Consider the following 19,466-nt stretch of genomic DNA (forward strand, 5'->3'; position numbering starts at 1 on the left):
TTAAATGAATAATCCTCTAGTTTCTATAATAATCCCAACTTACAACAGGGCGCATCTTATTGGTGAAACCCTTGATTCAGTTTTGGCGCAAACCTACGAAAACTGGGAATGTATTATTGTGGATGATGGTTCTACTGATAATACGTCAGAGGTAGTAAATAGTTATATTCAAAAAGATGGTCGTTTTCAGTTTTATTATAGACCTATTGAGAAAATAAAAGGAGCTAGTTCTTGCCGAAATTTCGGTTTAAGTTTGTCAAAAGGAGTATTTGTTATTTTTTTAGATTCCGATGATTTACTTTTAGAATATTGTTTAGCAAATAGAATTTCAAAAGCAAGTGAAAAGTCGGATTTAAATTTTTGGGTTTTTCCAATGTTTGTTGAATCTGAAAATCAGGGAAGAAAGATAAAAGAAATCCCTTTTTCTAAAAGTTATTTGATTGATTTTTTATCCTATAAAATTCATTGGCAGACAATGTGTACTTTATGGGAAGCTAATTTTCTAAAAAAAATAAAAGGCTTTAATGAACTATATCCAAGATTAAATGATCCTGAAATTCACATCAGGGCGATGTTAGAATCAAAAAATAGATTTTTTGTATTCAATGATGCATTAGCAGATAGTGTTTATAAAGTTACTTTATTGAGAGATCGATGTGAATTTTCAAAAATATATTCCACTTCCTTATTGTTGTTTATCCCTGATATGACTAATATGTTAAGAGACCATAAATTACTTCAAGAAAGAAAACACTTAAAAGCATATTTGAGAGATTATTTTGTTGGTTTTTTTAGATATAATAGTAGAAAAAGAAATTTTAGTGTATTAAATATCTTTTATGCTTTTAGAATAATAAATATTGTTACCTATTATAAATTGCACATTAATTACTGTTTATTTTTGGTTTTTAATTATTTAACAAGAAAGACTAGAAATAAATTAGATAACCAAGTTACTAATCTGTGAATAAAGTATGAGTATCCCCAAAGTCTCTATAATAGTTCCCTGCTACAAGCAAGCTCATTTTTTGGATGAGGCTTTGCAGTCGGTATTGGAGCAAACTTATATTCATTGGGAATGTATCATTGTGAATGACGGAAGTCCGGATAATACGGAAGCAATAGCTCAAAATTGGTTAAAAAAAGATTCCAGATTCAAATACATTTATAAAGAGAATGGAGGATTGAGTAGTGCCAGAAATGCGGGAATAAAAATAGCAAAAGGAGATTGGATTTTATCATTGGATGCTGATGATAAGATAGGGAATGAATATTTAGAAAAAGCAAATGAAGAGTTTGAAAAAGGCTGTTCTGTTATTTATTGTAATGCTAATTTTTTTGGTTTAGTAGAAGAAAAATGGGAATTACCTGAGTATTCATACGGTAAGCTATTAGTGAATAATCTTATATTTTGTTCTGCTTTTTTTCGCAAAAAAGACTGGGAAAAAGTAGAAGGATATGATGAAAATTTGTTGTGTGGCAGAGAGGATTGGGAATTTTGGATAGCGATATTAAATTCGGAGAGCAAAGTAGTAAAGTTAGATTATATAGGTTTTTTTTATAGAAGGAAGGAAAATTCTATGGATGCCTTTTTAAAAAATAATAAAATTTTATTGAATCAAGTAGAAAATTATATTTATAAGAAGCATTTGAATAAATATTTGTTAATAAGCGATAACGCATTTGAAAATTATCAAGATTATATAAAAGTAAAATACCAAAATGTGCAAATTTTACGAAACATAAATAAAAATTATTGGAGTAAGCTTTTGTATAAAATTCTAAAGATGTTGTAATGATTTCTATTATAATTTGTTCTCGTAATTCTCAAATTGAAGAATCACTGAATAGTAATATTAAAGAAACAATTAATTCAGAATATGAGTTGATTGTAGTTGATAATTCTATGAATAATTATTCAATTTTTGAAGCCTATAATTTAGGAATTCAGAAGAGTAAAGGAGAGTATTTGTGTTTTATTCATGACGATATTATTGTAAATACTAAAAATTGGGGGGGGATTATTGAGAGAATTTTTTCTAATGATTCTCAAGTTGGATTAATAGGTGTTGCTGGTGGAAAGATAAAGATGAAAATGCCTTCAGCTTGGTGGGATGGAGGCAAAGTTGTATTAAAGTTAGTACAACATTATAAAAATAAGCCACAAGAACTTTGGGATCAAGGTTTTGAAAAAACAGATATTGTAGAGGTAAGTGCAATTGACGGAGTTTTTATGGTAATGAAAAATGACGGTAAAATTCAATTTGACGAAAGCTTAATAGGTTTTCATTGTTATGATTTATACCTTTCTTTGAAACATCATATTTTAGGAAAAAAAGTAATTGTTACGAATAAAATACTTATAGAACATTTTTCTGAAGGTAACCTAGATAAATCTTGGTTTGAATCAACTAGTATATTTCATAAAAAATATAAAAAATATTTGCCCATTATAAGCGAGAGTGGTATTGATTTTTATAAATTAAGGAATCAAGAGGTTAACTTATGTGCCGATTTTATATCAAAATTAATTGAGTATAAATTGTATAAGGATGCTATTTATTGGTGGTTTGAGTTTTTTAAGTTAAAACCTGTAGCTAAATTTCATTATAGGTTTTGGTACAGAATGATAAAAATTATGAGATGTTAGCAATAATATTACCTTACTATAAGATTAGCTTTTTTGAAGAAACCTTACAATCTTTAGCCAATCAAACTGATAAAAGATTTAAAGTTTATATAGGTGATGATGCCAGTTTGGAAAGCCCAACAGTTTTATTGGCAAAGTACAAAGGAAAATTTGATTTTCTGTATCATCGTTTTAATGAAAATTTAGGAGGAAAATCATTAACGAAACAATGGGAACGATGTATCGCGTTGTCTGGGGATGAAGAATGGCTGATGATTTTGGGAGATGATGATTATTTAGATTCCTCAGTGGTAGCATCATGGTATACTAATTTCGAGAGTTTTAAAGATCAATCAAATGTTGTTCGATTTGGAACAAAAGTTGTGCAACAAGAATCCAATACAATATCAGCAATCCATACTCATCCCGTTTGGGAATCAGCATCCGATTCGTTTGTTAGGATTGTTAAAGGTGTTACAAGAAGTTCATTATCAGAATACATATTTTCTAGAGCAAGTTATAAAAAGTATGGTTTTAAAAATTACCCATTAGCGTGGTGTAGCGATTATAAAGCATTTCTGGATTTTCCTGATGGGAAATTGATTTATTCAATAAACGAAGCAATTGTTTATTTTAGAATATCAAGTTTCAATATTTCAGGGCAACAGGAGAATAACAATTTGAAAAATGAGACGAGTATACTTTTTTATCAGGATGTTATCAAGGAGCGTATCGAAATGTTTACTAAAGAACAAAAATTAGAATTGATGATGGCTTATGAGGTTTTGATAAAAAAATCTAGAAAACTTAAAGTAGAGGAATGGATTTTTATCATTAAGCGTTATATAATTTATTTTAGTTTGGTGCCATTTTTAAAATCGATTAGAAGAGTTATTATCAGTATTCTTAAAAAATAATTATGTTTGAAACGCCTGTCTTATTTCTTATATTTAATCGTCCTGATATTACAAAAATAGTTTTTGAAGAAATAAAAAAACTAAAACCTAAATTTTTGTATGTAGCTGCAGATGGAGCGCGTTCAAATGTTTTTCAAGATGCGGAAAAATGTAAAGAAACAAGGGATTTAGTTTTAAATGGTATCGATTGGGACTGTGAGTTGAAAATCTTGTTCAGGGATGAAAATTTAGGTTGCGGTAGGGCAGTATCAGAGGCTATAACATGGTTTTTTGATCATGTTGAACAGGGAATAATTTTGGAAGATGATTGCCTACCACATCCTTCTTTTTTTAAATATTGTGAGGTATTGTTGGAAAAATATAAGCATAATGAAACAATTTTTGCCATAAATGGAAGTAATTTACTGGGGGAAAAGAAATTTGGAGAGGCGTCTTATTTTTTTTCAAATTATGCTTTTGTTTGGGGATGGGCAAGTTGGAGAAGGGCTTGGAAATATTATGATTATAGGCTAGAAAAATTAGAAAATTTTAAGACCGAGAAATTAATCAATAGAATAGATAAAAGGGCTATATTTAAAGAATATTGGATACCTACTTTTGAAAGAGTAAGAAATAACGAAATTGATACTTGGGATTATCAATGGACTTTTTCGATATGGAATAATCAAGGAATAAATATAGTGCCAAATGTAAATTTAATTTCTAATATAGGCTTTGGAATAAATGCAACACATACAAAAGAATCAAGTGCTTTTGAAAAATTAGCTACACAAAATATTGGAAAAATAGACCATCCTATGGAAATTAAGGTGGACAAGTTAGCAGACAGATATATTGCTGACTTTTGTTATAAAATTGCGAAGCCAAAGAAAGGATTAAAAAAAACAATTATAGTTTGGATAAAAAAAATTTTGGCTTTTTTAAATACCTTGGAAGTTTAAATAAAAATTCATGAATTGTAAACTTTGCCAATCGGTTTCAAATAAGATATTTTCTGGAAAAATATTGAACAAATATGAAATAGATTATTTTCAATGCCAGCATTGTAGTTTTATCCAGGCTGAAGAAGCGTTTTGGTTGGAAGAATCGTACTCCTCTGTTATTGCGATTACAGATGTAGGATTGGTTTCAAGGAATTTAAGTTTTCAAAATATTTCATTTTGGATAATTAAAAAGTATTTTGATTATAAAGGAAAATTTATTGATTTTGCTGGTGGATATGGATTGTTTGTGCGATTAATGAGAGATAAAGGCTTAAATTTTTTCAGACAGGATTTGTATTGTGAAAATATTTTTGCACAATATTTTGACGTAACCAATCAAACTTGTAAAGAAAAATTTGAGGTATTAACAGCCTTTGAAGTTTTTGAACATTTATCAAATCCAATTGAAGAAATTGAGAAAATGTTTGAATATTCAAATAACATTTTATTTTCAACAGAATTGCAACCGAGAACAAAAATGCAATCTGTAAATGATTGGAGGTATTTTGCATTGGAAACCGGGCAGCATATTTCCTTTTACAATATAAAATCACTTGAAATTATTGCAGAAAAATTTAATTGTTATTTTTATTCAAATGCTGCTAATCTTCATATTTTAACAAAGTACGAGTTACCTACAAATCCCTTTGAAGAATGGGAAAAGTTTAATAAAAAAACTTTTTTGGTTAAAATTCTTTATAAACTTATCAGATATATAGAAAATATGATGGGTAAGGAAAAAAAGGAGTTTTATTTAGAAAGTTTAAGGGATAAAGATTATTACGCGGTAATTGAAAAAATAAAGGAAATGTAAATTAATTACAAACTGTCGATGAAAATTTTAGTACATCCTCAAACTTTTAATTTACAAAAATATGGAGGTATTTCTAGGTATTATACAGAAATTCTTTCCAGACTTTCTATATCTAATAGTGTTCAGATTCCGATTTATGGAACGTCTAATATATATTATAATGAAAGTACATTATTAACTACTAAACAAAAGTTATATTCATTTTATGTTCGATTATTAGAAGTTTTGAGCATTAGGAAACTTGAAAAAACGAGAAAAAGGAATGATAGCTTATTGAGACATCAATTATTTAAGAAAGATTTTGATGTTTTTATTCCCACCTATTATGATGTTGAATTTTTGAAATATTTAGGTTCAAAACCTTTTGTTTTGACAGTTTATGATATGATTTATGAATTGTTTCCAGATTTTTTCACAGAACAGAAAGAGGTTGTTTCTACTATAGTTAAGAATAAACAAATTTTGATAGAAAAGGCATCCAGAATAATTGCTGTTTCTGAAAATACAAAAAGAGATATATTAAAAGTGTATCCCAATATAAACGAGACAAAAATTGATGTTGTTTATCATGGTTGCTCTATAAAAATCTCAGAAAGTAAAACAGTTTTTTTACCAGATAAATATATTTTATACGTTGGAACTCGTAATAATTACAAGAATTTTTATTTTATGCTTGATGCCATTAAGGATCTATTATATTCAAATAAAGATTTAAAGCTCTTATGTGCGGGAGGAGGAAAATTTACTGAAGAGGAAAGAAATTATATAAAAAATATGCAACTCGAACCACAAATCATGCAGCAAGATTTTAAGGAAAAGGAATTGGGTTTGTTTTATAAAAAAGCAATTTGTTTTGTTTTTCCTTCGCTTTATGAAGGTTTTGGTATTCCAGTATTAGAAGCAATGTCTTGCGGCTGTCCGGTAGTTTTGTCGAGTCATAGTTCGTTTCCAGAGGTAGCTGGTGAAGCAGGTGTATACTTTGAAATGAATGATGCTGATGATTTAAAAAAGAAAGTGCAATCTTTAATTCAAAATAAATTATTGCGTGATGAATTTTCTTTGAGAGGATTGGAACAGGTCAAGAAATTTAGTTGGGAAAAAGCTGCTGCAGAATGTCTTGATGTTTATAGAAAGGCTTATGATCAATAGAAAAAAGCTATATCATAATTTAACAAATAAATCACAATGCGAGATATCAAAATTGATTTTATAGATTTTTGGCCTAATCTTGATAAGACAAATAACTATTTTTATAATATACTTTCAGAATTTTACAATGTTATTATTGATAGTGAAAAGCCAGATTTGATTTTTTATTCGTGTTACGGATATGATTATTTGAAATATAAATGTAAACGTATCTTTTTTACAGGAGAAAATAGAAGGCCGGATTTTATGGCATGTGATTTTGCATTTTCATTTGACTTCAATAATAGAAAAGATCATTATAGATTGCCCTTGTATTTATTGTATTTGGATGAGGCAAATATGAATAATAAAATTACTGAAATTAAATCCAGAAGAGAATTAAGCGAAGCATGGAATAATAAAAAGAAATTGTGTTGCATGGTTGTTTCAAACCCCAATGCTAAAGAGCGAATCAATTTTTTTCATAATCTCTCAAGCTATATTGATGTCGATTCTGGAGGTAAAGTGTTGAATAATGTTGGAGGTCCAGTAGCTGATAAAATAAAATTTATTCAAGATTACAAGTTTGTTATTTCTTTTGAAAATGAGAGCCATGATGGTTATACAACTGAAAAAATATTAGAACCAATTTTTGTTGATAGTATTCCTATTTATTGGGGAAATAGACTAGTTAATAAAGATTTTAATCCTAAAAGATTTTTAAATTATCAAGATTTTGAAACTGAAGAGGAACTTATTGCGAGGTTATTAGAAATTGATAAAAATTCGGAGATTGCTATTGATATTTTAAGTCAGGAAGTGTTTAGTCAAGAGGTAGATTCCCCATCAAAAATCAGAAAAAATGTTCTTGAAATAATAATTAAAGTTATAGAAAATAATAAGAAACCCAAGTCTCAAAGTTATCATGAACTTATTCATAGGATACATTTTGGTTTTAATAGGAAACTAAAAATGGCAAAGAAGAAAATATCATATCTATTCAAATCATCATAACAAAATATAGCTTGGCTTATCCTAATAAAATTTATTTGTATTTTCAATATAAAATAATAGGAAAAAAAAGTGTTCATTTGGGAGGAGCAACACAAATTTTATTTGGTATTATTGGAAAACGTTGGGAGCTTGAATATGACATGTCAGATTTTTTTAATGTACATTGGATAAGACCCAATAGTAACGAAAAACCAAAAAAATTAATAAAGTTGAAAACGGTTGTTATTGGTAAATAGAATTTAATTGGTAAGTAAAAATAAATGAAAGTAGCATTTATAACAGGAGTGACAGGACAGGATGGAGCTTATTTAAGTGAGTTTTTATTGAAAAAAGGATATATCGTTCACGGATTAAAAAGACGTTCGTCTCAGTTTAATACCGACAGGATCGATCATTTATATCAGGATCCACATGTAGATAATAGAAATTTCTATCTGCATTACGGTGATATGACTGATAGTACCAATCTAATCCGTCTGATAAAAGAAATTCAGCCTGACGAGATTTATAATCTCGCTGCCATGAGTCATGTACAGGTGTCATTTGAAATACCGGAATATACAGCCAACGCAGATGGTTTGGGAACCTTGAGGATTTTGGATGCTGTTCGTTTGCTAGGATTGGAAAAGAAAACAAGGGTCTATCAGGCCTCAACTTCTGAGCTGTACGGAAAAGCGCAGGAAGTACCCCAATCAGAAACAACCCCTTTTTATCCCAGAAGTCCGTATGGAGTAGCAAAACTGTATGCCTATTGGATTACGGTAAATTATAGGGAAGCCTATGGAATGTTTGCTTGTAACGGTATTTTGTTCAATCATGAATCTCCCGTTCGTGGAGAGACTTTTGTGACACGAAAGATAACTAGGGCTGCTGCCAGAATTGCACTTGGAATGCAGGATAGGTTGTACATAGGTAACCTTGATGCGCAACGGGACTGGGGCCATGCTAAAGATTATGTGCGCATGATGTGGATGATTCTTCAGGCTGATGAAGCTGAAGACTGGGTAATTGCAACTGGAAAAACAACTACTGTAAGGGAGTTTATTGTAATGGCTTTTAATCAGTTAGGGATTGAATTAGAATTTAAAGGGGTTGCTGCCGATGAAAAAGCCTATGTGAAATCTTGTAGTGATTCTCGTTTTCAAATAGAAAAAGGTAAGGAAGTAGTAGCTGTCGATACTCAGTATTTTCGTCCTACTGAAGTAGATTTGTTGATAGGTGATGCATCCAAGGCCAAAAATAAATTGGGTTGGTTTCCGCAATTTGATTTAGAAGAATTGGTAGCAGAGATGGTGGAAGCTGATGTAAAATTGATGCAAAAAGAATGTTATCTGAAAGAGGGCGGATTTGCAATTCATAACTATTTTGAATAAGGAAATGGATAAGAATGCTAAAATATATGTAGCCGGACATCGAGGACTCGTTGGGAGTGCAATCGTAAAATGTTTGCAAAGCAAAGGCTATACTAATCTTTTGCTGAAGACACACGATGAGTTGGATTTAACCGATACTGCTGCGGTAGCTGCTTTTTTTCAGAATGAAAAACCAGACTATGTTTTTTTAGCTGCTGCAAAGGTAGGTGGAATCATTGCCAATTCAACTTATAGAGCCGATTTTATATATGAAAATATGATGATTCAAAGCAATGTGATTCATCAGAGTTATTTAAATCAGGTAAAAAAACTGTTGTTTTTAGGAAGTACTTGTATTTATCCTAAAAATGCACCCCAGCCTCTTAAAGAAGAATATTTATTGACCGACGTTTTGGAATATACTAATGAGCCTTATGCTATTGCAAAAATTGCCGGGATAAAAATGTGTGAGAGCTACAATTTACAGTATAAGACTAATTTTATGTCGGTAATGCCCGCGAATTTATATGGGCTAAACGATAATTTTGATTTGCAAAATTCCCATGTTTTACCGGCGCTGATGAGAAAAATTCATTTGGGAAAAGCTTTAGAAAATAGTGATTGGAAAACTATTAGATTTAATTTGGATCTTTTACCTCTGGATGGAACTACCGGAAAGGATCCTGAAACTGTCATTTTGAAAAGCTTGGAACCCTTTGGGATATTTAAGAAAGAAGATGAGGTTAGCGTAGAAATCTGGGGCACCGGAAAACCAATGAGGGAATTTTTGTGGTCTGAAGATTTGGCCGATGCCTGTGTATATCTAATGGAAAATCGTAATTTTTCGGATTGTATCAATGATAAAAATGAGGTTGTTGGTAACTCGGGTGATGCTAGGGAAGCTAAAGAAACAGAATTTCGGAACACGCATATTAATATCGGAACAGGGAGTGATATTTCCATTAAAGATTTAGCTTATTTGATTAAAAAAACAATTGGATTCAAGGGAAGTTTTGTTTTTAACAGCCAAAAACCTGATGGTACCTTTCGAAAACTAACCGATGTAAGCAAACTCAATAATTTGGGTTGGAAACATCAAGTAGCGATTGAAGAAGGAGTAAGAAAATTATATGATTGGTATTTAAATAAATAAAATGAAACCATTTTTAACTGTAATTACAATTAACTACAATAATCTTTTAGGTTTAGAGAAAACGATTCAATCAGTAAAATCTCAAACTTTTAAAAATTTTGAATACCTAGTAATAGACGGTGGAAGCAAAGATGGGAGTAAAGAATATATTGAAAGTCAAGATGCGTTTATACATTATTGGGTAAGTGAACCCGATTCAGGGATTTATAATGCTATGAATAAAGGAATCAAGGCTTCAAATGGTGATTATTTGTTATTTCTAAATAGTGGAGATGAACTAAACGGGAATAGTGCTCTGGATGACTTTATTAAGCATCAGCGTTTTCAAGGAGACATTATTTATGGGGATTATAAGTATAAGGAAGGAGGAAAGATTTTTCCCGATAATTTAACACCTTTGTTCTTTGTTCGCACCTCATTACCACATCAGAGTACTTTATTTAAGCGTGAAGTTTTTGATAAAATAGGTTTGTATGACGAAAATTATAAAATAGTTTCCGACAGGGCTTTTTATATTAAATGTTTTTTAAGTAATCAATTTGTATTTAAACATATTCCTTATCCATTAGCTATTTATGATTTATCAGGAATAAGCAATGATCCATTATATAAAGAAAGACAGGCGTTGGAAAATGAAAGGATGTTTCAGGAGCATTATGGGATTTATTATGAAGATTATAAAAATATGCTTCTTTTACAAAGTAAACTTAATCAGGCCAGAAAGGAATCCGTTTCGGGTATTATGAAAAGAATCGTGAAAAAAATAAAAAAAGTATGTCGAATCCCTTAGTAAGTGTTATTGTTCCAACTTATAACAGAACGGATTATTTAAAATTAACACTGGAGAGTATTAAAAATCAAACTTTTCAGGATTTTGAAATTATTGTAATTGACGATGGTACTCCAAATGATAATAACCTGATTTTGTGTTCAACTTTTGAGAAAATAAAGTATATAAAGATTGAAAATTCAGGTGGGCCAGCCAAGCCTAGAAATAGAGGAATGAAGGAAGCTAAAGGAAGTTATATTGCTTTTGTAGATGATGATGATATTTGGTTGCCAAATAAGTTAGAACAACAACTTGCAGTACTTGAACAAAATCCTGAATTTGGATTGGTTCATAGTTGTTGTGAAGTAATAGATGAGAATGGAATAAAAACCAATGAAATTATTGGGAGACCTGGTTCACCGGATGTAAAACACGGTGATGTAGCTATGCGAATGATGGGAAATTGGACATTGATGATGCCTACTCCTCTGATTAGAAAAAAAGTAATAGATCAGGTGGGCTTTTTTAATGAAATTATGCCCCCTGCTGGTGAAGATGTGGAATATTTTACACGTTGTTCTTTTGTATCAAAAATCTTTTATATAGATGAACCTTTGGCTTTATATAGGAGACATTCTAATAATATTTCAGGCAATTCTATTAAATATCTTGAATTACCATTGTATTTGAAAAACGTTTTGTCAGAGCAATTAGAAAGAGAAAGAATTACTAAAAAGCAGTATTTTTTGCTCTTGAATAGTTTGTGTAAAATGCAAATTAAAATGATTAAGAAAGGCATGGGGAAAACATTAAAAAGATTATTTTTATTAGATGTTTTTTGGGTCATAAAAAAAAATAATTTTAAGTTGTTAATTTATGTTTTGTTCTTTAAGAGAACAGTTCTTTAGTTTTAAAGAAGATATTAAGTTAACCCGTTGGGTGAAATTATTAAAAACGTCAGTTCGAGTGTTTTTGTATAGTCCCGATAGCTATCGTGACGAGAACCATTTTTGATGAAATTTTTCTTGTTCTCGATACAATTTTCTGTCGAAGATCACTCGAATTGACGAAAATGATTGTCAAAAACTAATGTCACCAACGGGTAGTTCGTTAATAAATTTGAAACAAGAAAAAGTCTGGAATGATTATCTAAATGAGTATATGAGAATAGGAATGAATCCTCAAAAGCAGGATAAGAATATTATATTAAGTACCGGTCATCGGGTTATTGTAGTAGTATACATACCTGAATCAACGGGTTATTATCAAAATATATTAGAAGTTTTTAAGCTTTGTATAACCTCACTTATTACGACCAAAAATAATCAATGTGCAATAACAGTTGTAAATAACGCCTCATGTAAAGAGGTAAATGATTTTCTGGACGATAATTTTAAGAAAGGAGATATAGATTCTGTTATTCATCATAAGGAAAACATAGGGAAAATAGATGCTGTTATTGGAGCTGCCAGAGGAGTTCGAGAACCTTTAATCACAATGACGGATACCGATATTTTGTTTGAAAACGGATGGCAAAAAAATGTTGAGGATATTTTTATAAAAATTAAAAATGTAGCTTCCGTTTGCCCTATAGCTACTCGTAACTCATTAAATTACGAAACAAGTTCTACTTTTAAGAGTATTATTTTTCGTAAAGTGAAATTTAAGTTCATGCCAATTCCTGAAAATTTTGAGGCCTATAATAAAAGTCTTCAAAGCGTAAATAGAAAGCCGGAAATATCAAAAAATAAATTATGGCCGGTTATAGAAAAAAATGGAATAAAGGCAATTGTAGGCAGTGGACATCAGGTTTTAACAATCAGAAGAGAGCTTTTGTTTAGTACGGTACCCAATAGTCCTTGTTTTATTCCTGTTGGACGCAAATCGGAGTTTAGGTATGTGGATGAACCGATAAATAGAAGTGGTGGATTACGTTTAGCTACCTATAATAATTATGCTTATCACATGGGAAATGCTGTTGAGGATTGGATGTCTGAGGTACAAAAACAGAATCTCTCAAATAAAAAGAATAGTGAAAATTCCGAAAAATTAGTACAGTTGCCTGTAACAAATTTTAAAAATCCTTATTATGGATGGTTTTATTTTTGGCAGAAGGTATGGAGTAAACTTTTTAAGGTGTTTTATAACGTCAATAAGATGAACTAAACGATTAATTTCGAAAAACTAAATAAAGAAAAATGCCAACAGTAGTTTTAATTTCACAAATGCCCTTACCTTATTCGGGTATTGGGAGTTGGACAACTTTGTATAATAATTATTTAAGAAATAATCATAAAATAGATAGTATAGTTTGTTCAAAACCGGAAGAATTATTTGAAGGAATACTATATAGTTTTGTCAAGGTTACATTTGTTTCTAAACTCAAAAACAGGCTTCTTAAAAGAAAAAAAACAGAATATCTAAAGGCACTTGATAAGTTAATTAATCCTCAGAAAAAATATATTATTCAGGTGGTTGATAATTATGGAATGATAAAACCTCTTCAAAATTATTTGCTATCAAAAGGCATTCGAAATAATTGTTATATTCAGTTTTTTTATCATGGATACCCGCCTTATGTTCAAAAAACTGCTACATTAGATTTTTATGAAAACATAGATGAGATTATATTATTAACTAAAGATAGTTACATTTTACATAAAAAAGAGATTAAGCTAATGCCTGATTTTTTTTCAATACTGCCTAATGGTATTAATACAGATAGCTTTAAAAAAATAGCTGATTTGGAAAAAAATAAATTAAAAGAGCAATTTAATGTAGAAGATAAAACAGTATTTCTGTGGTGCTCTAATGATAGGCCTAAAAAGGGATTAGAACTTATTTTAGAAGTATGGAAAAATCTTTATGTACAGTTTGAAAATATTGTTTTACTTGTTGTAGGGGCTGAAAGAGAAAAAGAAATTAAGGGAGTTAGGTTTTTAGGAAAAATACCAAATGAATCACTTCCGGAGTATTATCAGCTTTCAGATTGCTATCTTTTCCCAACTTTATGCCAGGAAGGTTTTGGATTGAGTTTGATTGAAGCATTGCATTGTGGTTGCCACTGCATTGCTTCCGCTTTAGGAGGGGTTCCGGAAGTATTGCAATATGGTAAATTGGGACGGTTAATAGAAAACCCCCATCTTGTTGTAGAATGGGAGGAGGCTATAATCGATTTCTTGAAAGGGAAATTTGAAATTTCGAATGTTCCGGAAAATTTGTATTCTCAGGAACAATGGAATGTGGAGATGAATACAATTATAGAAAATGCAAAATTCAGATTGAAAAATAATAGCGCAAAATGATGAGAATAGAACAGTTGACTTTTACCAGATTTCTTGCGGCAACTTCAATTGTTATTTTTCACTATGGAGTTAAATGTTATCCATTTAATAATAATGAAATTGCTTTTATATTTAAAAGTGCTGATGTGGGAGTAAGCTATTTTTTTATATTATCTGGTTTTGTGATGATGCTTGCTTATGGTAATAGACCGGTTATCTCGGTTAGAGAGTATTTGATAAACCGGTTAGCAAGAATATATCCAGTATATTTTTTTGCCTCTCTTTTAATGCTTTTAACGCAATTACGCACCAATAATTTAGATGTAAAGGGATTGTTTTTTAATCTTTTTATGATTCAGGCATGGTTTCCGGATAAAGTTTTATCATTTAATCCACCAGCATGGTCTTTGGCTGTAGAATTTGTTTTTTATCTTATCTTCCCTTTTGTTTTCAATCAGCTTTTTAAAAAAATAGCCTTAAATAGAATTGTAGTATTTGTAGTGTTATTTTGGATTTTTAGTCAGTTGATTTTTCATACACTATATCCATTATCAGAGTTTCAAGAATGGACGGTCTTAAAAGCGATCTTAAAATACAATCCTTTAATGCATCTTAATGAATTTTTAATAGGGAATTTAGCTGGGCTGTGTTTTATTCAAAAATTTAAAAGTAAAAAAGCTAATTATGATTTTTTAATTTTGCTTTTTGCAGCTCTCGTTCTTTTGGCTTTAAAATTTCCAATGGGTTTTTATTTTCATAATGGTTTGCTGGCAATATTGTTTATTCCGTTAATCATCTTTCTTTCTTTAAATAACGGGCTGATAACAAGGCTTTTTCAGGAAAAAAAATTAGTGTTTTTAGGAGAAATCAGTTATGGGATTTATATTTTACAGCATCCGGTTTATTCTTTGATTAGTGCTTATAGTGTCAATAAATATCTCAATATAAGTGAGCCTACAATTGTGTTTTTGATTAGGTTTATAATTTTACTAATACTAGCTTCACTAAGTTATCTTTTTTTAGAGAAACCAATTCAGATGGTTGTTAGAAAAACCACAAGAGTTAAGACAGAAATTACTTTTTAAAATATACATTAAAAAAATAAGTGAATATGAATGCTACTCCATACCTTATAGCAGAAATAGCTCAGGCACATGAAGGAAGTTTAGGGATTGTGCATTCTTACATCGATGCTTTGGCAGAAACAGCTGTGCAGGCAGTTAAATTTCAAATGCATATAGCCGAAGCAGAAAGCAGTATCCATGAACCTTTCCGACTTAAATTTTCTTATGAAGACGGGACAAGATATGACTATTGGAAACGAATGGAGTTTACTTTGGAGCAATGGAAAGAGATTAAAGCACATTGTGATACTGTTGGTTTGGATTTTATTTGTTCCCCTTTTAGTAATTTGGCAGTAGATTGGTTGGAAGAAATTGGAGTTACTTCGTATAAAATAGGCTCTGGTGAAGTCAATAATTTTTTGATTTTAGAAAAAATTGCCCGGACGGGAAAACCCGTGATTTTGTCTTCAGGGATGAGTAATTTGGAAGAATTGGATAAAGCCGTGAAATTTTTGAAAGAGCGAAATGTTAAACTGTCTGTTTTGCAATGCACCACAGCCTATCCTACTAAACCGGAACAATACGGTTTGAACGTTATTCAGCAATTAAAAGAACGCTATAATATCCCGGTAGGCTTTTCCGATCATTCTGCTAAAGCGGCAGTTAGTATTGCGGCTTTGGCTTTAGGAGCTGAAATTTTGGAATTTCACGTAGTTTTTGATCGTAGGATGTTTGGTCCTGACTCAGAGTCTTCCTTGACCATTGATGAAGTAAAGCAATTGGTAATAGATACTAAGGCAATTTATACAGCCATTCAAAATCCAATAGATAAAAATAACAATCAAAGTTTTTCAACTTTAAAAAGTATATTTGAAAAGTCCTTAGCCGTAAACCGAAAATTGCCTAAAGGACATATTATCACTTTTGATGATCTGGAGGCTAAGAAACCGAAAGGATATGGAATTGAGGCGACCAGGTTTAAGGAAATAATAGGTAAAGAGCTTATGGTAGATAAAGAAGCTTGGGATTTTTTAAACGATGAAGATATTAAATGAGCAAAAGAAAAATAGCGGTAGTCATTACCGCAAGACCTTCTTATAGCAGGGTAAAAACGGTGCTGAAAGCAATTAAGAATCACCCGGCATTGGAACTACAATTGATTGTTGCAGCTTCAGCTTTGCTGGATCGATATGGTTCAGCGGTAAACTATATAGAAAAAGATGGTTTTACTATTGATGCTAAGGTTTTTAACGTGCTGGAAGGACAAAATTTGACAGCCGCAGCAAAAACCACAGGGATAGGGATATTAGAGTTATCAACTGTTTTTGATAATTTAAAACCGGATGTAGTGGTTACCGTTGCCGATCGATTTGAAACAATGGCTACGGCTATTGCAGCCTCTTATATGAATATTCCTTTGGCTCATATTCAGGGGGGGGAAGTAACAGGAAATATTGATGAAAAAGTACGACACGCTATAACCAAATTGGCCGATTACCATTTCGTCGCTTCTGAAAGTGCGCGAGAGCGGGTCATTAAACTGGGAGAAAATCCTGAAATGGTTTTCAATACAGGCTGTCCTTCTATTGATATCGCTTCTGAAATTAGTACTGTTAAAGGCTTGAATTTTAATCCGTATCAAAAATACGGTGGAGTGGGAGCAGAACCAGATTTATCCAATGGTTACCTGGTGGTGATGCAACATCCGGTAACAACCGAATATCAAAATTCCAGAAGGCATATTGAGGAAACATTAAAAGCAATCAATCAATTGAATATGCCAACCTTGTGGTTTTGGCCCAATGTCGACGCTGGAGCCGATGGAACTACTACAGGAATCAGAGCCTTTCGGGAATACCATTCGTTAGAGAAGGTCCACTTCTTTAAAAATATGGAAGGTGTTGATTTTTTAGTCTTATTAAATAGCGCAAAGGCTTTGATAGGGAATTCGAGTGTAGGAATAAGAGAATGTGCTTACCTGGGGGTTCCGGTTATTAATATTGGTTCCAGGCAAAATAAGAGAGACAGAGGATATAATGTAATAGATGTAGATTATAATAAAGAGGAAATCATTACAGCAATTCAAACCATTTTAAAAAATGGAAAAGCTGAAGTTTCAGATGTATATGGAGGAGGAAACTCAGGGACTGTTATTGCTGAATTATTAGAGAAACTTCCATTACAATTTCATAAAACAATAACATACTAATGAAAATTTTAGCTGTGATACCCGCACGTGGAGGTTCGAAGGGAATTCCGGGTAAGAATATAAAATTGTTGGGTGGAAAGCCATTGATTGCTTATTCAGTCGAACAGGCAATGGCAAGTAAATTGCTTTCTAAAGTTATGGTATCTACTGATGATAAGGTAATTGCAGTGTTGGCAGGGGAATACGGAGCTGAAGTTCCTTTTTTGAGACCGGATGAATTAGCGACTGATACTACGCCAAGCATAGAGGTGATAAAACATGCAGTAGCATTTTTAGAATTACAGGGAGAATACTATGATGCAGTTTGTTTATTACAGCCCACGTATCCATTTCGTAAAAAAGGATTTATCGATGAAGCGATTACAACATTTATAGAAAAAAAGACGGATTCGCTGGTAAGTGTATTGCCTGTTCCTCATCAGTTTAACCCTCATTGGGTGTTTGAAGCTGACGAAAAAGGCAGTCTTCAAGTCGTCACAGGAGAAAAAGAAATCATCAAAAGACGACAGGATTTACCACAGACATTTTTTAGAGACGGAGCGCTCTATCTTACTAAAATTAGCAGTATTAAACAGGGAACTTTATATGGTGACAATTTGAGTTACATTCTAACAGATTCACAATTATATGTAAATATTGATACCTCGGGAGATTGGGAGATTGCCGAACAGAAATTATCCCATTTTTTAGCCCAAATCTGATTGTATTATCATTTTGTTACAGAAACAATTATTGCGGTCCGCATGAAATGTTTATCAGGAAGTTGCAGATATAATTTGCTTTACCTCCAATCAATGTTTGAAATTTGGTTTAAAAAATAAAAGTCTTTCCGGCAATTTTCCCCCTTAAGGCTATGATGCAAACAGAAATAACAATAACATCCTAATTTCTTTTCCCCTTTAGGGGCAGGGGTAGAAAAGAAATGACGAAAGCGCCCTGTTTTTCCACCCTTTAGAGCCGGAGAAAGAAAATTGACAGTTAACTAGAGTCGCATCGAAAAGTTTTAGATGTTAATTATTTAAAACCAAAGGTCCTCAATTACCACCAAACGCATTCCCCTCTTCAGAGGAGCTAGGGGTGTGTAAAAACAGGAAATAAAATCTTTAAGTCCTCAATTACCACCTGTCGATAACTCACAACCCACAACCGACAACCCAGAACTGAATTTAAGTTATAGGTGTGTAAAAAGTCTCAGTACCGTCACTTCGAGTGAATTTTCTAAAAATGCGAATAGCTTTTTTAGAAAAATTGTATCGAGAAGGCTCCTTTAAACGATAGTTCTCGATACTGGCTTACAATTTTCTATCGCAAATAGTAAGCCAACTCGAACTGACGAATCTTTAATTTTATAGGGCTTTGGGCTGTGTAAAAAATCGACTAATGAATTCTAAGCCTCCTCAATTACCACCAAACGCATTTCCCTCTATGAGAGGACTAGGAGTTTGTAAAAGCATGAAATGAAATATGAAAAACTCAAATGCCACCACATGTATTCCCCTCTATGAGAGGGGCTAGGGGTGTGTTGCAATCGCAATAAAAAGAATAAAACACCCTCAATTACCACCAAACAAGACCGACAACCCACAACTCACAACCCACAACCCAGAACTGAATTTAAGTTATAGGTGTGTAAAAAGTCTCAGTGCCGTCACTTCGAGTGAATTTTCTAAAAATGCGAATAGCTATTTTAGAAAATTTGTATAGAGAAGGCTTCTTTAAACGATAGTTCTCGATACTGGCTTACAATTTTCTATCGCAAATAGTAAGCCAACTCGAACTGACGAATCTTTAATTTTATAGGGCTTTGGGCTATGTAAAAAACGGGCTATGAATCCCAAACCTCCTCAATTACCACCAAACAAGACCCACAACCCACAACTCACAACCCATCACTTGAAACCCACAACTTGCAACTGACAACCCACAACATAATAATTATTCCAACAATTTAAAATGAAAAAAAATATTGCATTAGATTTGCAGTGTTAATTTGAGGTCTGACAATTGTTCTGTTCTGAGCTTAGTCCATCCTGAGCTTGTCGAAGGATTAAAGCTCACAGCTCACAGCTCACAGCTCACAGCTCACAGCTCACAGCTCACAGCTCACAGCTCACAGCTCACAGCTCACAGCTCACAGCTCACAGCTCACA

At 31.9% G+C, this 19,466-nt stretch carries 19 protein-coding genes; all 19 read left to right on the forward strand.

Going from position 1 to position 19,466, the window contains the following annotated elements; all coding sequences use genetic code 11:
* The first annotated feature begins 4 nt into the window (after nucleotides 1-4).
* The 19 genes from B6A10_RS15365 to B6A10_RS15455 all read left to right on the forward strand — a co-directional run bounded on the left by B6A10_RS15365 (nucleotide 5) and on the right by B6A10_RS15455 (nucleotide 18,017).
* Entirely contained in the window at nucleotides 5-967 is a 963-nt protein-coding gene (locus tag B6A10_RS15365) for a glycosyltransferase family 2 protein (protein WP_188221567.1), read from the forward strand.
* 7 nt (nucleotides 968-974) lie between these two features.
* Complete coding sequence (locus B6A10_RS15370) at nucleotides 975-1,796, forward strand: glycosyltransferase family 2 protein (RefSeq protein ID WP_194431848.1); 822 nt, start codon at nucleotides 975-977, stop codon at nucleotides 1,794-1,796.
* Nucleotides 1,796-2,650: a glycosyltransferase gene (locus B6A10_RS15375; protein ID WP_188221568.1), complete on the forward strand. Its 855-nt coding sequence runs from the start codon at nucleotides 1,796-1,798 to the stop codon at nucleotides 2,648-2,650. The genes B6A10_RS15370 and B6A10_RS15375 overlap by 1 nt, the downstream gene beginning before the upstream one ends.
* A complete protein-coding gene (locus B6A10_RS15380) occupies nucleotides 2,644-3,546 on the forward strand; it encodes a glycosyltransferase family A protein (RefSeq protein ID WP_188221569.1) in 903 nt (300 codons plus the stop codon). Before B6A10_RS15375 ends, B6A10_RS15380 begins: the two co-directional genes overlap by 7 nt.
* Nucleotides 3,547-3,548: 2 nt before the next feature.
* Nucleotides 3,549-4,487: a nucleotide-diphospho-sugar transferase gene (locus tag B6A10_RS15385; RefSeq protein WP_188221570.1), complete on the forward strand. Its 939-nt coding sequence runs from the start codon at nucleotides 3,549-3,551 to the stop codon at nucleotides 4,485-4,487.
* Nucleotides 4,488-4,497: 10 nt separating this feature from the next.
* Nucleotides 4,498-5,343: a class I SAM-dependent methyltransferase gene (locus B6A10_RS15390; protein WP_188221571.1), complete on the forward strand. Its 846-nt coding sequence runs from the start codon at nucleotides 4,498-4,500 to the stop codon at nucleotides 5,341-5,343.
* Between the two features lie 18 nt (nucleotides 5,344-5,361).
* A complete protein-coding gene (locus B6A10_RS15395) occupies nucleotides 5,362-6,492 on the forward strand; it encodes a glycosyltransferase family 4 protein (protein ID WP_188221572.1) in 1,131 nt (376 codons plus the stop codon).
* A 36-nt stretch (nucleotides 6,493-6,528) separates the two neighbouring features.
* On the forward strand, nucleotides 6,529-7,485 hold the full coding sequence (locus B6A10_RS15400) for a glycosyltransferase family 10 domain-containing protein (RefSeq protein ID WP_188221573.1): 957 nt from the start codon (nucleotides 6,529-6,531) through the stop codon (nucleotides 7,483-7,485).
* Between the two features lie 11 nt (nucleotides 7,486-7,496).
* Nucleotides 7,497-7,721: a hypothetical protein gene (locus B6A10_RS15405; protein ID WP_188221574.1), complete on the forward strand. Its 225-nt coding sequence runs from the start codon at nucleotides 7,497-7,499 to the stop codon at nucleotides 7,719-7,721.
* 24 nt (nucleotides 7,722-7,745) lie between these two features.
* Nucleotides 7,746-8,858 (forward strand): GDP-mannose 4,6-dehydratase, encoded by a 1,113-nt coding sequence (gmd, locus tag B6A10_RS15410; RefSeq protein ID WP_188221575.1) that lies wholly within the window; start codon nucleotides 7,746-7,748, stop codon nucleotides 8,856-8,858.
* Nucleotides 8,859-8,862: 4 nt separating this feature from the next.
* The gene (locus B6A10_RS15415) at nucleotides 8,863-9,990 is read left to right on the forward strand and encodes a GDP-L-fucose synthase family protein (RefSeq protein ID WP_188221586.1); all 1,128 of its coding nucleotides are present in this window, start codon (nucleotides 8,863-8,865) and stop codon (nucleotides 9,988-9,990) included.
* Nucleotide 9,991: 1 nt separating this feature from the next.
* On the forward strand, nucleotides 9,992-10,780 hold the full coding sequence (locus tag B6A10_RS15420; RefSeq protein ID WP_188221576.1) for a glycosyltransferase family 2 protein: 789 nt from the start codon (nucleotides 9,992-9,994) through the stop codon (nucleotides 10,778-10,780).
* Entirely contained in the window at nucleotides 10,765-11,667 is a 903-nt protein-coding gene (locus tag B6A10_RS15425; RefSeq protein ID WP_188221577.1) for a glycosyltransferase family 2 protein, read from the forward strand. Before B6A10_RS15420 ends, B6A10_RS15425 begins: the two co-directional genes overlap by 16 nt.
* 181 nt (nucleotides 11,668-11,848) lie before the next feature.
* Nucleotides 11,849-12,925 (forward strand): glycosyltransferase, encoded by a 1,077-nt coding sequence (locus B6A10_RS15430; RefSeq protein ID WP_188221578.1) that lies wholly within the window; start codon nucleotides 11,849-11,851, stop codon nucleotides 12,923-12,925.
* A 32-nt stretch (nucleotides 12,926-12,957) separates the two neighbouring features.
* Complete coding sequence (locus B6A10_RS15435) at nucleotides 12,958-14,064, forward strand: glycosyltransferase family 4 protein (protein ID WP_188221579.1); 1,107 nt, start codon at nucleotides 12,958-12,960, stop codon at nucleotides 14,062-14,064.
* Nucleotides 14,061-15,128: an acyltransferase family protein gene (locus B6A10_RS15440; protein ID WP_188221580.1), complete on the forward strand. Its 1,068-nt coding sequence runs from the start codon at nucleotides 14,061-14,063 to the stop codon at nucleotides 15,126-15,128. Before B6A10_RS15435 ends, B6A10_RS15440 begins: the two co-directional genes overlap by 4 nt.
* 26 nt (nucleotides 15,129-15,154) lie before the next feature.
* Nucleotides 15,155-16,162 (forward strand): N-acetylneuraminate synthase family protein, encoded by a 1,008-nt coding sequence (locus B6A10_RS15445; protein ID WP_188221581.1) that lies wholly within the window; start codon nucleotides 15,155-15,157, stop codon nucleotides 16,160-16,162.
* Nucleotides 16,159-17,316, forward strand: a complete 1,158-nt coding sequence (neuC, locus tag B6A10_RS15450) for a UDP-N-acetylglucosamine 2-epimerase (RefSeq protein WP_188221582.1) — start codon at nucleotides 16,159-16,161, stop codon at nucleotides 17,314-17,316. Before B6A10_RS15445 ends, neuC begins: the two co-directional genes overlap by 4 nt.
* 14 nt (nucleotides 17,317-17,330) lie before the next feature.
* Nucleotides 17,331-18,017: an acylneuraminate cytidylyltransferase family protein gene (locus B6A10_RS15455; RefSeq protein WP_317172046.1), complete on the forward strand. Its 687-nt coding sequence runs from the start codon at nucleotides 17,331-17,333 to the stop codon at nucleotides 18,015-18,017.
* Nucleotides 18,018-19,466: the final 1,449 nt, after the last annotated feature.

This window comes from Flavobacterium pokkalii (assembly GCF_014596575.1).
Lineage (GTDB): Bacteria > Bacteroidota > Bacteroidia > Flavobacteriales > Flavobacteriaceae > Flavobacterium > Flavobacterium pokkalii.

Bases quoted from the DNA above. Each gene is read 5' to 3' on its own strand.
- B6A10_RS15365 (WP_188221567.1), top strand. From the start codon at position 5: ATGAATAATCCTCTAGTTTCTATAATAATCCCAACTTACAACAGGGCG.
- B6A10_RS15370 (WP_194431848.1), top strand. From the start codon at position 975: ATGAGTATCCCCAAAGTCTCTATAATAGTTCCCTGCTACAAGCAAGCT.
- B6A10_RS15375 (WP_188221568.1), top strand. From the start codon at position 1,796: ATGATTTCTATTATAATTTGTTCTCGTAATTCTCAAATTGAAGAATCA.
- B6A10_RS15380 (WP_188221569.1), top strand. From the start codon at position 2,644: ATGTTAGCAATAATATTACCTTACTATAAGATTAGCTTTTTTGAAGAA.
- B6A10_RS15385 (WP_188221570.1), top strand. From the start codon at position 3,549: ATGTTTGAAACGCCTGTCTTATTTCTTATATTTAATCGTCCTGATATT.
- B6A10_RS15390 (WP_188221571.1), top strand. From the start codon at position 4,498: ATGAATTGTAAACTTTGCCAATCGGTTTCAAATAAGATATTTTCTGGA.
- B6A10_RS15395 (WP_188221572.1), top strand. From the start codon at position 5,362: ATGAAAATTTTAGTACATCCTCAAACTTTTAATTTACAAAAATATGGA.
- B6A10_RS15400 (WP_188221573.1), top strand. From the start codon at position 6,529: ATGCGAGATATCAAAATTGATTTTATAGATTTTTGGCCTAATCTTGAT.
- gmd (WP_188221575.1), top strand. From the start codon at position 7,746: ATGAAAGTAGCATTTATAACAGGAGTGACAGGACAGGATGGAGCTTAT.
- B6A10_RS15415 (WP_188221586.1), top strand. From the start codon at position 8,863: ATGGATAAGAATGCTAAAATATATGTAGCCGGACATCGAGGACTCGTT.
- B6A10_RS15420 (WP_188221576.1), top strand. From the start codon at position 9,992: ATGAAACCATTTTTAACTGTAATTACAATTAACTACAATAATCTTTTA.
- B6A10_RS15425 (WP_188221577.1), top strand. From the start codon at position 10,765: ATGTCGAATCCCTTAGTAAGTGTTATTGTTCCAACTTATAACAGAACG.
- B6A10_RS15430 (WP_188221578.1), top strand. From the start codon at position 11,849: ATGTCACCAACGGGTAGTTCGTTAATAAATTTGAAACAAGAAAAAGTC.
- B6A10_RS15435 (WP_188221579.1), top strand. From the start codon at position 12,958: ATGCCAACAGTAGTTTTAATTTCACAAATGCCCTTACCTTATTCGGGT.
- B6A10_RS15440 (WP_188221580.1), top strand. From the start codon at position 14,061: ATGATGAGAATAGAACAGTTGACTTTTACCAGATTTCTTGCGGCAACT.
- B6A10_RS15445 (WP_188221581.1), top strand. From the start codon at position 15,155: ATGAATGCTACTCCATACCTTATAGCAGAAATAGCTCAGGCACATGAA.
- neuC (WP_188221582.1), top strand. From the start codon at position 16,159: ATGAGCAAAAGAAAAATAGCGGTAGTCATTACCGCAAGACCTTCTTAT.